Raw genomic sequence first — 13,020 nt, forward strand, 5'->3', positions numbered from 1 at the left:
GTAGGACACCGCCAGACGCCCAATACGATAACGCCAAGTCCAAGACTTGGCGTTTCGCTTCTCGAAAGAAGCGATGCAGTTTATGCCTGGCGACAATAGCGGGGCGGTCCCACGCCTTCCCATCCCGAACAGGACCGTGAAACGCCTTAGCGCCGATGATAGTGTGGCATTCGCCATGTGAAAGTAGGACATTGCCAGGCGCCCGATGTAAAAGCCCAGACCAAACGGTCTGGGCTTTTTGCATTTTGGGATTCAAAAGCTGAGCGTTTTGTCCGCGCTCAGCGTCCACTCGGCCAGTTCTGGCATGGTGCCTATCTTCACGCCCGTCAGCAGCAGGTTCTCGTCCACGCCGCGCGCGTCAGCGCAGGTGCGGCAGACGCGAACCTCCACACCCAACTCCAGTGCCTCGGTCAACATCTCTCCCAGGCTGGGCGCTTGCGCGGTTTTCTGGTTTTTCAAGGCGGTGACGACAGCGTCGGACAGCAGGAATAGCTGCACCCGGCAACGTTCGTTCTGTTGCGCCAGCGTCAAGGTCAGGCGCAGGGCGGAGAGCGCGCGCTCATTGCCGTAGGGGCTGGCGTTCACGGTGATCAACACGGTTTGCATGATTGGTTTGCCTATGATGAAGAAGCTCAGGACGGCATTGTGGCACGTTGCGTCAGCTTTGGCATGTGCCGGCTTGCCCATTCGCAATGGGTTTGATGCGAGGGCAAGTTGTTGGCATGCAACAGTGGTGAGAGGGAAGGAGCATGGCGATGGTGGCTAACTGCTTGTACGGCTTGAGTTTGTTCGTGAAGAGATTATTGGCTGAAAACTTTCCTTCATATTGTCCAGCAATTCATTTGCATTTGTATACAATAGACAAATTTACTGGGCACTAATGAAAAGAGATAGCCCGGCGCTGCAAACTACACGGAGACGATTCATGCAATTCGATGCATTTGCCCATAGCCAGTTGACGCTGCGGGACGCCATTACCTCGGCCTATCGCCGTGACGAACGCGAGTGCGTGCAGGCGCTGTTGCCGCAGGCGGCAATGAGTGATGGCGAGGTCAAGGCGGTTCAGGACCTGGCGCGGCGCCTGGTGGCGGAGGTGCGCCGCGAGCGCACCAAGTCCAGCGGGGTGGATGCCTTGATGCATGAGTTTTCTCTGGACAGCGCCGAGGGCATCGCCTTGATGTGCTTGGCCGAAGCGCTGCTGCGCATCCCGGACCGCGAAACGGCGGACAAGCTGATTCGCGACAAGATTTCACGCGGCGATTGGAAGGCTCACCTGGGCAATAGCGCCTCCTTGTTCGTCAATGCCGCGGCCTGGGGCTTGCTGGTGACCGGCAAGCTGGTGGCCTCGCACAGCGCGAATGGTTTGTCGGCGGCGATGACCCGCTTGATCGCCAAGGGCGGCGAGCCGTTGATCCGCAAAGGCGTGGACATGGCGATGCGCATGCTGGGCAAGCAGTTCGTGACCGGTGAAACCATTGAAGAAGCGTTAGCCAACGGCCGCGAGCGCGAGGCGCGCGGCTATCGCTTCAGCTACGACATGCTGGGCGAGGCCGCGATGACCGAGGCCGACGCGCAGCGTTATCTGCAAGACTATGTGACCGCCATTCACGCCATCGGCAGGGCGTCCGCCGGCCGTGGCATTTACGAAGGCCCGGGCATCTCGGTGAAGCTGTCGGCCATCCACCCGCGCTACAGCCGTATGAAGCACGAGCGGATGATGACGGAGCTGCTGCCACGCCTGAAGGAACTGTTCCTGTTGGCCAAGCAGTACGATATCGGCCTAAACATCGATGCCGAGGAAGCGGACCGCCTGGAAATCTCCATGGATCTGGTCGAGGCGCTGGCCAAGGATCCGGATCTGGATGGCTTCGAAGGCATAGGCATCGTGGTGCAGGCTTACCAGAAGCGTTGTCCCTATGTGATCGACTTCCTGATCGACCTGGCGCGCCGCACCAATCACCGCTTCATGGTGCGCCTGGTCAAGGGCGCGTATTGGGACGCAGAGATCAAGCGCGCCCAAGTGGATGGCTTGCCGGGCTATCCGGTTTACACACGCAAGGTTTACACCGATGTGGCTTATCTCGCCTGCGCCAAGAAGCTGTTGTCCGCGCAGGACGCGATCTATCCGCAGTTCGCCACCCACAATGCCTACAGCCTGGCCGCGGTATTCAACCTGGCTTCCGGCAAGGACTACGAATTCCAGTGCCTGCACGGCATGGGCGAAACCCTGTACGACCAAGTGGTGGGCAAGGACAAGTTGGGCAAGGCCTGCCGCATCTACGCACCGGTGGGTTCGCATGAAACCCTGCTGGCCTATCTGGTGCGCCGCTTGCTGGAAAACGGCGCCAACAGCTCCTTCGTCAACCGCATCGTGGATGAGGCGGTATCCATAGACGAACTGGTGGCGGACCCAGTGGCCGAGGCCGCGCGCCATGGCGGCCTGCCGCACAAGAAGATTCCGGCGCCGTTGGAACTGTATGGCCAGCAGCGCAAAAACTCCAAGGGCCTGGACCTGTCCAGCGAGCATGTGCTGGCCACGCTGCAATTGGGCCTGCAAATGTCCGAGAAGCAGCAATGGGGCGCTTTCCCGATGCTGGGCGACGGCGATGTCACCGATGGCGAAGTGCAACAGGTACGCAACCCGGCTGATCACGATGACCTGGTCGGCCGCGTGATCGAAGCCAGCGCGGCAGATGTGGGCCGCGCGCTGGACCTGGCGCAGCAAGGCGCCGCCGACTGGGCCGCCACGCCGGTGGCCGAACGCGCCGCCTGCTTGCAACGGATGGCGGACCTGATGGAAGACCAGATGCCGGCGCTGATGGGCCTGGCGGTGCGCGAGGCCGGCAAGACGCTGGCGAACGCGATCGCCGAGGTGCGCGAGGCGGTGGACTTCTGCCGCTATTACGCGGCGCAGATCGAAGATGAGTTCGACAATGCCAGCCATCGCGCGCTGGGCCCGGTGGTGTGCATTAGCCCGTGGAACTTTCCGCTGGCCATCTTCATCGGCGAGGTGGTGGCCTCGCTGGCGGCCGGCAACGCGGTGCTGGCCAAGCCGGCGGAGCAGACCAGCCTGATCGCCGCGCACGCGGTGCGGCTGTTGCACGAGGCCGGCGTGCCGCGCGCGGCGCTGCAACTGCTGCCGGGTCGCGGCGAAGTAGTGGGCGCGGCGCTGACCGCGGACCCGCGTGTGCAGGGCGTGATCTTCACCGGTTCCACCGAGGTGGCGCAAATCATCAATCGCACGCTGGCCAAGCGCGGCGGCGATCCGGTGCTGGTGGCCGAAACCGGTGGCCAGAACGCGATGATCGTGGACAGCTCGGCGCTGCCGGAGCAAGTGGTCACCGATGTGCTCAGTTCGGCCTTCGATTCCGCCGGCCAGCGTTGTTCGGCCCTGCGCGTGCTCTATCTGCAGAACGACATCGCCGACAAGGTCATCGCCATGATCAAGGGCGCGATGGATGAATTGAAAGTCGGCAATCCGGCCAAGCTGGATGTCGATGTCGGCCCGGTGATCGACGCCGAGGCCCAGGCTGGCCTATTGGCCCATATCGAGAAAATGAAGGCCAGCGCGCGCGCCACTCACCAGATCAAGCTGGATGATGGCTGCGCCAATGGTACCTTCGTGGCGCCGACCTTGTTTGAAATCGTCGATCTCAAGCAGCTGAAACGCGAAGTGTTCGGTCCGGTGCTGCATGTGCTGCGCTTCGAGGCCAATGAGCTGGACAAGGTGGTGGCCGAAATCAACGCCACAGGCTATGGCCTGACTCACGGCATTCACAGCCGCATCGACGAGACCATCGACAACATCGTTGCTCAGATCAAGGTCGGCAACGTCTACGTCAACCGCAATATCGTCGGCGCGGTGGTGGGCGTGCAGCCTTTCGGCGGCGAAGGCAAGTCCGGCACCGGTCCCAAGGCCGGCGGTCCCTTCTATCTGTACCGGCTGAGCCGCGCGGCTTGGGAGCCGAAACTGGCGGCGGAAACCCTGCCGCTGTCCTTGCCGGCTTTGGACGCGCTGGCGGCGGCCGCTGGTGGCCTGGGTCTGGACTTGGCGGCCGCCATCGCGGCGGCGCGCAAGTATAGCGCCTTGTCTTGCCTGGTGAACCTGCCGGGCCCCACCGGCGAGCGGAACTCGCTGCAGTTCGCGCCTCGCGGCAAGGTCGCGTGCCAAGCGGCAACGACGCAGGCGCTGGCGGAGCAGCTGGCGGCGGCATTCGCCACCGGCAACCGCGCGCTGCTGCCGGCCAATGAGGCGGGACGAGAGCTGGCCGCCAAGCTGGGCGCCCTGGTGGAGCTGGACGCCGATGTGTTGGCTGCGGATGTCGGCGCGGTGTTGTTCTCCGGCTCCGAAGCCGAGGCCGAAGCCGCCCAGCGCGCGTTGGCCGCGCGCGACGGCGCCTTGGTGCCGCTGCTGCGCGCCGACGCGCAAGGCCATTACAATCTGCACCGCCTGGTGGTGGAGCGCGCACTCAGCGTGAATACTACCGCGGCGGGCGGCAATGCCAGTCTGATGAGCATAGGCGACTAAAGGCAGGGCGGGTCCCGGCGACGGCGGCCCGCTCGTCATGAAAAAAACGCGAGTCAAAGCAGTTTACCCATGCGCCGGCGCGCATGGGGCAAGTGGCTTGTCCAACAAGCCACTTGCCACAAGCTGGCGGCCTTGAAATAATGCCGCCAGCCGCCGCGCCCGGGTCCATGTCGGACTTGGGCATGAGCGGAAAGCCTATAACAACACTAGACAGGTTCCGCAAACTCCCGTTCGTTGCGATTGATGGATGGGGATCTCTGGAGAAATAGAGGAAACACGATGCAAGTAAACAAGTTGACGACCCTTTCCCTGGCGGTAGCCGCCGCTGTCGCCTTGTCCGCATGCGGCAAGAAACAAGAAGGCGCGCCGGCTGCCGGCGCCTCCGCCGGCGCGGAAGCCGCCGCGGGCGGCGTGGTCAAGATCGGCTTTGCCGCTCCGCTGACCGGCCCGCAAGCCCACTATGGCGAAGAATACAAAAACGGCGTGACGCTGGCGATCGAGGACGCCAACGCCGAGAAGCCCACCATCGGCGGCAAGCCGGTGAGCTTCGAACTGGAGGCCCAGGACGACCAGGCCGATCCGAAAACCGCCACCCAGCTGGCGCAGAAATTCGTTGATGAAAAAGTGAACGGCATCATCGGTCACTTCAACTCCGGCACCGCCATTCCGGCGTCCAAGATCTACTCCGACGCTGGCATCCCAATGATTGCGATGGCGACTTCGCCGGCTTTCACCGCGCAGGGCTTCAAGAACACCTTCCGCTCGATGACCTCCGACACCCAGCAAGGCTCGGTGATGGGCAAGTACGTGGTGGAAAAACTGGGCGCCAAGAAAGTGGTGATCGTTGACGACCGCACCGCTTACGGCCAGGGCCTGGCCGACGAGTTCGAGAAGGCCGCCAAGGCCGCCGGCGGCAATGTGGTCAAGCGCGAGTTCACCAATGACAAGGCCACCGACTTCGCCGCCATTCTGACCTCGATCAAGGCCGCCGCGCCGGACGTGGTGTTCTACGGCGGCGCCGACGCGCAATCCGCGCCCATGGCCAAGCAGATGAAGCGCCTGGGTCTGACCGCGCCGCTGATTTCCGGCGAAATGACCAAGACGCCGACCTTCCTGCAATTGGCGGGCAAGGAAGCTGACGGCACCATCGCCTCGCTGGCCGGCCTGCCGCTGGAGCAGATGCCCAAGGGCAAGGACTACGAGAGCCGCTACAAGGCGCGCTTCAAGATGGATGTGGCCACCTACTCGCCGTACGGTTACGACGCTACCCGTACGCTGATCCAGGCGATGAAGGATGCCAACTCCACCGATCCCAAGGTCTATCTGCCGGTGCTGGCCAAGATCACTCATACCGGTGTGACTTCCAGCAACTGGACTTACGACGCCAAGGGCGATTTGAAGGACGGCGGCATCACCGTTTACAAAGTGGTGAACGGCGAATGGAAAGTGCTGGAAACCGTGGGCGGCGGCGCGGCCAAGGATGCTTCCGCGGCCAAGTAAACCGTTTGAACCGCAAAGAAAAAGGCGACGCTTCCGCGTCGCCTTTTTCTTTGCCCGCTTCAATGGAGCAGGCCGATTTTCTTCAACAGGAAAATCAGGATGGCCGCGCCGGCAATGCCGAAAGCCAGGCCGGGCAGGGAGAAGGAGCCGGCGGCGGAAGCGGAGGCGATGCCCAATAGGCGGCCGAACAGCCAATGACCCAGCGCCGAGCCGATGATGCCGATGACGATGTTGGCGATGATGCCCTCGCTGACGCCCATGACCTTGCCGGCAAGCCAGCCGATCAGACCTCCGGCCACCAGGGAAATAAGCAGGCCCATGCAATCTCCTTATGTTAGTGTATGAATAAATAGTTATAGCTATTTATTTAATATGGCGCCAGGCTTTTTTGCCGTCAGGCGCAAAAACTCGGACAAATAAAAACCCCGGCCTGAAGCCGGGGTTGCATTCCGGGCGCGGCACAGGCCGCAATGGGTTTACAGACCCACCCATTGTCCCTTGCGCAGCTGGTACAGCGAGACGGTGCCATGCTGGATATCGCCCTTGTCGTCGAAGCGGATTTCGCCGGTGACGCCCTTGAAATCGGTCTTGGGCAATTCCGCCAGGTATTTGGCCGGATCGGCGGAGCCGGCGCGCTTCATCGCGGCAATCATCACCCGGGTGGCGTCATAGGTGTAGGGCGCGTAGGCCTGGATCTCGGCGTTGAACTGCTGCTTGTACTTGCCGCTGAAATCGGCGAAGCCCGGCATCTTGTGCTTCTGCGCGCCGGCGCTGGAGGCATAGCTGCTCTCCGCGCTGTCGCCTCCCAGCTTGGAAAACTCAGGAGTGTTGATGCCGTCCGCGCCCATGAAAGCGGCTTTCAGACCCAGCTTGTTCATTTGCTTGACCATGGGCGCGGCCTGGGCGTCCATGCCGCCGTAGAACAGCAGATCCGGCTTTGTTCCCTTGATCGAGGTGAGGATGGCCATGAAGTCGGTGGCGCTATTGCTGGTGAATTCGCGCTTGACCACCTTGCCGCCGGCCGCTTCCACCGCCTTGGCGAAATCGTCGGCCAGGCCCTGACCGTAAGTGGTGCGGTCGTCGACGATGGCGATGCGGCCGGCCTTCAGCGTGTCTATCGCGTACTTGGCCAGCGCTTCGCCTTGCTGGCGGTCGTTGGCGATGATGCGGAAGGTGTTCTTGAAGCCTTGCTGGGTGAAGCTGGGGCTGGTCACCGAGGCGGCGATCATCGGAATGCCGGCTTGGGAGTAAATGCGCGAAGCGGGGATGGCCGCGCCGGAAGTGAGATGGCCGATGATGCCGGCCACCTTGCCGTCCACCAGGCGTTGCGCCACCTGGGCCGCGGTCTTGGGGTCGGCTTGGTCGTCTTCGGACACCACTTCGAAGGAAACCGGCTTGCCGTCCAGGGTCAGTTTCTCGGCATTGGCCTCGGCCACCGCCAGCTTGACGCCGTTGTCGGCGTCGCGGCCCCAGTGGGCGAAGGGCCCGGTCAGCGGGTTGGCGGAGCCGATTTTCACCACCGCCGCGCCGGCGTCGGCCGGCGCGCTGCCGGCACTTTGTTCTGATTTGCCGCAGGCGGTCAGGGCCAACACGGCACAGGCGATGAGGCTGAGATGCGTTTTCATGTATTTCTCCTGAGATCTCTTTGTTTATTTAGCTTTGTCTATTTGGATATTCGCCTCAGGAATAAGGCGGTGGCACATTCTTGGTGCATAAAGTGTTCAGCGTCAAGCCCATGGCGGCAATCTCTGCGATGGAGGCGGCTTTGCGTTAAGATGGCGGGCTGATTTGGCCGTATGGAAAGTGTTTTTAAATGACAAAAGGGTTGCCTGCCCCGGCTTCGCCCTGTGTGGGCCTGTGCCGTCTCGACGAGGGCGGCGGGTACTGCCTGGGCTGTCTGCGCACCTTGGACGAGATCGCCGGCTGGTCCGGCTTCGACGATGAGCAGAAACGCGCGGTGTGGCGGCGCTTGCTCGCGCTGCGGCCCAAGGTCAAGGACAAGCGCTGCGAGCGCTGCGGCGTGGCCTTCCGCTGCGGCGACGGCGGCGCGGAGGGCGGCTGCTGGTGCGCTGATCTGCCGCAGGTGCTGCCCTTGCCCTATGGCCATGGCGACTGCCTGTGTCCGGACTGCTTGCGCCAGCATCTGCGGGAAAGCTATCTGGCGCGTGGCTTGACGCCGCCGTTGTAGCCGTCGAGGAGGCTTGGCTGGTTCTCCATGCCGACAGGGTAATGTTGCGGCGGACTGCAACCAAGCCACGTGATGCGTGGTCCTAAGCTGTTCGATTTAATTTTGGCTTGATGTCTCTACATGAAATTCTGGAAGCGTTGGATTCGCAAGCTGCTGCTGCCGCTGTGCCTGGTGAGCTTGCTGCGGGGGCGCGCCGGTTTGGGCCGGCGACCGTGGCGTAACGGCATCCTGTTGGCGGCCGCCCTGTCCGCTGCCGGCTGGGGGCTCTGGTTATGGCTGGCGCCCAAGCCGGCGCCGCAGGTGCTGACCGCCGAGGTGAGCCGGGCCGATCTTGAAGACGTGGTGCTGGCCAGCGGCGTGCTCAAGCCGCTGCGGCAGGTGGATGTGGGCGCCCAGGCCAGCGGTCAGCTCAAGACCTTGAAAGTGGAGGCCGGCGACCGTGTCAGCAAAGGTCAGTTGCTGGCCGAGATCGATCCGGAAAACAGCCTCAACGATTTGAAAGCCTCCGAAGCGCAACTGGAGTCCCGCGTCGCGCAACTGCGCGGCAAGCAGGCCTCGCTGCGCCAGGCCGGGCGCGAGTTGGCGCGTCAGAAGCAGATGATGGGCGAGGGTTCCACCTCGCAAAAAGACCTGCTGGCGGCGGAAACCGCCTATCAAGCCCAGACGGCGGAGCTGGACGATCTGCAGGCGCAGATTCGCCAGAATCGCTTCCAGATCGACAAGAATCGCACCACGCTGGGCTATACCCGCATCAGCGCGCCGATGGACGGCGAGGTGATCGAGATCGTCACCCAGCAAGGTCAGACCGTGATCGCCAGCCAGACCGTGCCGGTGATCCTGAAACTGGCCGATCTGAGCACGATGACGGTGCATGCCCAGGTGGCCGAGGCCGACGTGATCCGCGTCAAGGCGGGCCTGCCGGTGTATTTCACCGTGTTGGGCGCGCCGGACCGGCCCATCCGCGGCAAGTTGCGCGCCATCCTGCCGACGCCGGAAAAAATCAACAACGCCAACTTCTACAAGGCGCTGTTCGACGTCAAGAACGTGGACGGCAAGCTGCGCGTGGACATGACCGCGCAGATCAGCATCGTGTTGGCGGAGTCCAAACAAGCGCTGAGCATCCCGCTGAGCGCGCTGGGCGCGGCCGGCAAGGATGGCCGCCACAGCGTCAAGGTACAGGGCAAGGATGGGCAGCTGCATGAGCGCCAGGTGCGCATCGGCCTGAAAACCGCCACCCGGGTGCAGATATTGGACGGCCTGAAAGCCGGCGAGAAAGTGGTGACCAGCGAAGCCGGCGGCAAGGAAGAAGAACCCAGCGGCGGCGTGATGGTGAGCGCATGAGCGGAGCCGGCCTGACGCTGTCCGGCGTGTGGCGCCGCTTTCCGTCCGGCGCCGAGGAAGTGGCGGTGCTCAAGGATGTCAGCCTGAACATCCGCGCCGGCGAGATGGTCGCCATCATCGGCGCCTCCGGTTCCGGCAAGTCCACCTTGATGAACATTCTGGGCTGCCTGGATCAGCCCTCGGCCGGTCGCTACCAGGTGGGCGGGCGTGGTGTCAGCGAACTGGACAGCGACCAGCTGGCCACGCTGCGGCGCGAGCACTTCGGCTTCATCTTCCAGCGTTATCACTTGCTGCCGCATTTGAGCGCCATCGACAATGTGGCGATGCCGGCGGTGTATGCCGGCATCGGCCATGAGGCGCGGCGCGAGCGAGCGCGACAGCTGCTGGCGCGGCTGGGCCTGGCCGGCAAGGAGGACTTCCGTCCCGGCCAGTTGTCCGGCGGTCAGCAACAGCGGGTGTCCATCGCGCGGGCGCTGATGAACGGCGGCGACATCATCCTGGCCGATGAACCCACCGGAGCGCTGGACAGCCACAGCGGCGAAGAAGTGATGGCCATCCTCAAGGAGCTGCACGCCGCGGGGCACACCATCATCATCGTGACTCATGATCCGGCCATCGCCGCGCAGACCGAGCGCATCATCGAAATCCGCGACGGCGAAATCCTGCGCGATAGCGCGGCCGGCGCGGCCGAAGCCGCGGCCGAGGAACGCGCGCCGCGCAGCGCCAAACCCGGCCCGGCCTGGCGCGAACGCATGAGCGAGGCCTTCAAGATGGCGATGCTGGCGATGCTGGCCAACCGCTTGCGCACCATGCTCACCATGCTGGGCATCATCATCGGCATCACCTCGGTGGTATCCATCATCGCGGTGGGCGAGGGCGCGCGCAATTATGTGCTGAACGATATCCGTTCCATCGGCACCAATACCATCACCGTGTACCGCGGCAAGGACTGGGGCGACGACAAGGCCGACGGCGTGCGCACCTTCCTGGCAGGCGACCTGGCCGCGCTGGCCGAGGAGCCCTATGTCGACAGCGTGTCGCCGGTGACCAGCAATAATCTGCGCATCCGTTACCGCAGCGTCGACGTCAACGCCTCGGTGTCCGGCGTGGACAGCACCTATTTGCGCGTGCGCGGCCTGAAAGTGGTGGCCGGCCTGGGCTTTGACCGGGACGATGTGCGCATGCAGCGCCAGGTGGTGGTGATAGACAGCAATGCCCGCCGTAAATTGTTCGCCGATGCCGATCCCATAGGCAAAGTGATCCTGGTGGGCAGCCTGCCGGCCACCGTCATCGGCGTGGCGGAAACCAAGGACAATGGCTACGGCGGCAAATCGCTGCAAATGTGGATGCCCTACAGCACCGCCGGCAGCCGCCTGTTCGGGCAGGTCTTCTTCGACTACATGGTGGTGCGCATCAAGGAAGGCCAGCCCACCGCGCTGGCGGAGAAGGCGCTCAGCCAGCTGCTGACCCTGCGTCACGGCAGCAAGGACTTCTTTACCTACAATATGGACGAAGTGCTGAAAACGGTGGAAAACACCAGTCGCACCCTGGCATTGCTGCTGACCCTGATCGCGGTGATCTCGCTGGTGGTGGGCGGCATCGGCGTGATGAACATCATGTTGGTATCGGTGACCGAGCGCACCCGCGAAATCGGCATCCGCATGGCGGTGGGCGCGCGCCAGGCCGATGTGCTGCAGCAGTTCCTGACCGAGGCGGTGCTGGTCTGCCTGGTGGGCGGAGCCATAGGCATCGGCCTGTCCTATGGCATCAGCTTCGTGTTCGCGCTCTTGGTCAGCAAATGGAAAATGGCGCTGTCGCTGAAGGCCATCGGCCTGGCGGTGGCATGCTCCACCGCGATAGGGGTGGTGTTCGGCTACTTGCCGGCGCGCAGCGCGGCGCGTCTGAATCCGATTGACGCCTTGGCGCGGGAGTAAGTATTTGACGCTTTGGAAATCCAACCTCTTTGTTTTGAGCCTGGCCCTGTTGCTGGCCGGCTGCCAAAGCACGCCATATCAACGCCAGGAACTGGACGCGCCGGCGCAATGGCGCAGCGCTGGGACCCAAACCCAGGCGGACATGAGCCGCGAGCACTGGTGGCAAGGCTTTGACGACCCGAGCCTGCTGGCGGTGCTGGAGCAGGCGCGCAGCCGCAACCCGGACCTGAGCATCGCCTTGCTCAAGCTGCGCAAGGCCCAGCTTGCCGCCGGTCTGGAGCGCAGCGACGCCTTGCCCTCCCTGAGCGGTGACATCAATGCCGGGACCAAGCGCACGCTGGGCGAATCCTCGGCCTGGAGCCGCAGCAGCGGCGGCAGTTTGAGTACCAGTTACGAGCTGGATCTATGGGGGCGGGTGGATGCGCGCCTGCGCGCGGCGGATCAGGAGTTCCGCGCCAGCGCCTACGACGAGGCCGCCGCCCGCTTGCTATCCGACAGTACCGCCGCGGGCCTGTACTGGGACATTGCCGCGCTCAAGGCGCGGCAGACGCTGGGGCAGGCGGATCTGGCGGATCTGCGTCGCATCCAGGCGTTGGCCGAAGCCAAATGGCGCGCCGGCGCCACGAGTGAACAGGATGTCACCCAAGCGCGTAGCGCGGTGCTGAGCCAGCAGGCGGACTTGTTGACGCTGGCCGATGAACGCGGTCAAAAGGAGAACGCGCTGGCCTTGTTGCTGGACCATGCGCCCGGCGCGGCGCTGCCGCCGATAGGCCCACTGCCGCTGGCGCCCGGCCAGCCGGCTGTGGACGCCGGCCTGCCCAGTAGCCTGCTGGAACGGCGGCCGGACCTGATGGCGGCGGAAGCGCGCTTGCGCGGCAAGCTGGCCAAGGTGGATCAGGAGCGCGCGGCCTTCTTTCCGGCGCTGAAACTGACCGGCTCGCTGGGCTCCAGCAGCAGCGCGTTGAGCAGCCTGGTGCAAAACCCGCTGCTGAGCCTGGGTGCGTCCGTGTCCTTGCCCTTCCTGGAATGGCGCAAGCAAGGCCTGCAACTGAAAACCAGCCAGGCGGATTATGAATTGGAAACTGTCAGTTTCCGCAAGACCTTGTACGGCGCTTATCAAGAGGTGGACAACGCTCTGAGCGCGCGTCAGCGGCTGTTGCAAGTCGTTCAGCTGCAAACCGCAACGCTGGCCTTGAACCGGCGTAGCGAACAGCTGGCGGAAAGCCGCTACCGCGCGGGCGCCGTCGATGCGCAAGCCTGGCTGGACGCGGCCAAGGCGCGGCGTGGCAGCGAGTCCGCGCTGCTTCGGCTGCGCCAGGAGCAATTGAAGAATCTGGCGGATCTCTATAAGGCCTTGGGCGGCGCGCCGGCGGCCTGAGCGGGGAGGGTGCCGATCGGGTTTATCCAGGGGCGGGTTTAAGAGCCTGTTCAAAGTCTCGCGAGCAAGGGCGAGACAAGGCGAAAACGAGTGAAAAAGCGGAATGTACTCGTGGTACATGAGCATTTTGAGCTTGTACTCACCGTGCAAC

Annotated in this window: 9 protein-coding genes and 1 rRNA gene; 7 read left to right on the forward strand and 3 right to left on the reverse strand. The window is 63.5% G+C overall.

Annotated features, from left to right (window positions below; all coding sequences use genetic code 11):
* Positions 1-85 precede the first annotated feature (85 nt).
* A 5S ribosomal RNA gene (gene rrf / locus VI26_RS22175) occupies positions 86-200 on the forward strand.
* Between the two features lie 52 nt (positions 201-252).
* On the opposite strand, the gene VI26_RS22180 is transcribed toward rrf, so the two are convergent.
* Positions 253-606 carry a DsrE/DsrF/TusD sulfur relay family protein gene (locus tag VI26_RS22180; protein ID WP_048411935.1) on the reverse strand — a complete coding sequence of 118 codons (354 nt, stop codon included), beginning with the start codon at positions 604-606 and terminating at the stop codon, positions 253-255.
* Between the two features lie 274 nt (positions 607-880).
* Between VI26_RS22180 and putA the strand changes: the two genes are divergently transcribed.
* Together putA and VI26_RS22190 are read left to right on the forward strand one after the other, a co-directional pair.
* Positions 881-4,528, forward strand: a complete 3,648-nt coding sequence (putA, locus tag VI26_RS22185; RefSeq protein WP_082151210.1) for a trifunctional transcriptional regulator/proline dehydrogenase/L-glutamate gamma-semialdehyde dehydrogenase — start codon at positions 881-883, stop codon at positions 4,526-4,528.
* Positions 4,529-4,807: 279 nt separating this feature from the next.
* Positions 4,808-6,028, forward strand: a complete 1,221-nt coding sequence (locus VI26_RS22190; RefSeq protein ID WP_048411929.1) for a branched-chain amino acid ABC transporter substrate-binding protein — start codon at positions 4,808-4,810, stop codon at positions 6,026-6,028.
* 59 nt (positions 6,029-6,087) lie between these two features.
* Here VI26_RS22190 and VI26_RS22195 read toward each other — a convergent pair whose 3' ends face one another.
* Both VI26_RS22195 and VI26_RS22200 read right to left on the reverse strand, forming a co-directional pair.
* Positions 6,088-6,348 carry a GlsB/YeaQ/YmgE family stress response membrane protein gene (locus VI26_RS22195; protein WP_048411930.1) on the reverse strand — a complete coding sequence of 87 codons (261 nt, stop codon included), beginning with the start codon at positions 6,346-6,348 and terminating at the stop codon, positions 6,088-6,090.
* Between the two features lie 156 nt (positions 6,349-6,504).
* Positions 6,505-7,653 carry a branched-chain amino acid ABC transporter substrate-binding protein gene (locus VI26_RS22200; RefSeq protein WP_048411931.1) on the reverse strand — a complete coding sequence of 383 codons (1,149 nt, stop codon included), beginning with the start codon at positions 7,651-7,653 and terminating at the stop codon, positions 6,505-6,507.
* A 188-nt stretch (positions 7,654-7,841) separates the two neighbouring features.
* Between VI26_RS22200 and VI26_RS22205 the strand changes: the two genes are divergently transcribed.
* From VI26_RS22205 to VI26_RS22220, 4 genes are all read left to right on the forward strand, one after another.
* Positions 7,842-8,216, forward strand: coding sequence for a DUF1289 domain-containing protein (locus VI26_RS22205; RefSeq protein WP_048411932.1), 375 nt, complete (start codon positions 7,842-7,844; stop codon positions 8,214-8,216).
* A 120-nt stretch (positions 8,217-8,336) separates the two neighbouring features.
* The gene (gene macA, locus VI26_RS22210; protein ID WP_156184002.1) at positions 8,337-9,557 is read left to right on the forward strand and encodes a macrolide transporter subunit MacA; all 1,221 of its coding nucleotides are present in this window, start codon (positions 8,337-8,339) and stop codon (positions 9,555-9,557) included.
* Positions 9,554-11,491 (forward strand): macrolide ABC transporter ATP-binding protein/permease MacB, encoded by a 1,938-nt coding sequence (gene macB, locus VI26_RS22215; protein WP_048411933.1) that lies wholly within the window; start codon positions 9,554-9,556, stop codon positions 11,489-11,491. The genes macA and macB overlap by 4 nt, the downstream gene beginning before the upstream one ends.
* A gap of 4 nt (positions 11,492-11,495) precedes the next feature.
* Positions 11,496-12,869 (forward strand): efflux transporter outer membrane subunit, encoded by a 1,374-nt coding sequence (locus tag VI26_RS22220; RefSeq protein WP_048411934.1) that lies wholly within the window; start codon positions 11,496-11,498, stop codon positions 12,867-12,869.
* Positions 12,870-13,020 lie beyond the last annotated feature (151 nt).

The organism is Chromobacterium sp. LK1, assembly GCF_001043555.1.
Taxonomy (GTDB): Bacteria; Pseudomonadota; Gammaproteobacteria; order Burkholderiales; family Chromobacteriaceae; genus Chromobacterium; species Chromobacterium aquaticum.

Bases quoted from the DNA above. Each gene is read 5' to 3' on its own strand.
- macA (WP_156184002.1), top strand. From the start codon at position 8,337: ATGAAATTCTGGAAGCGTTGGATTCGCAAGCTGCTGCTGCCGCTGTGC.
- putA (WP_082151210.1), top strand. From the start codon at position 881: ATGAAAAGAGATAGCCCGGCGCTGCAAACTACACGGAGACGATTCATG.
- VI26_RS22205 (WP_048411932.1), top strand. From the start codon at position 7,842: ATGACAAAAGGGTTGCCTGCCCCGGCTTCGCCCTGTGTGGGCCTGTGC.
- macB (WP_048411933.1), top strand. From the start codon at position 9,554: ATGAGCGGAGCCGGCCTGACGCTGTCCGGCGTGTGGCGCCGCTTTCCG.
- VI26_RS22180 (WP_048411935.1), bottom strand. From the start codon at position 606: ATGCAAACCGTGTTGATCACCGTGAACGCCAGCCCCTACGGCAATGAG.
- VI26_RS22200 (WP_048411931.1), bottom strand. From the start codon at position 7,653: ATGAAAACGCATCTCAGCCTCATCGCCTGTGCCGTGTTGGCCCTGACC.
- VI26_RS22190 (WP_048411929.1), top strand. From the start codon at position 4,808: ATGCAAGTAAACAAGTTGACGACCCTTTCCCTGGCGGTAGCCGCCGCT.
- VI26_RS22195 (WP_048411930.1), bottom strand. From the start codon at position 6,348: ATGGGCCTGCTTATTTCCCTGGTGGCCGGAGGTCTGATCGGCTGGCTT.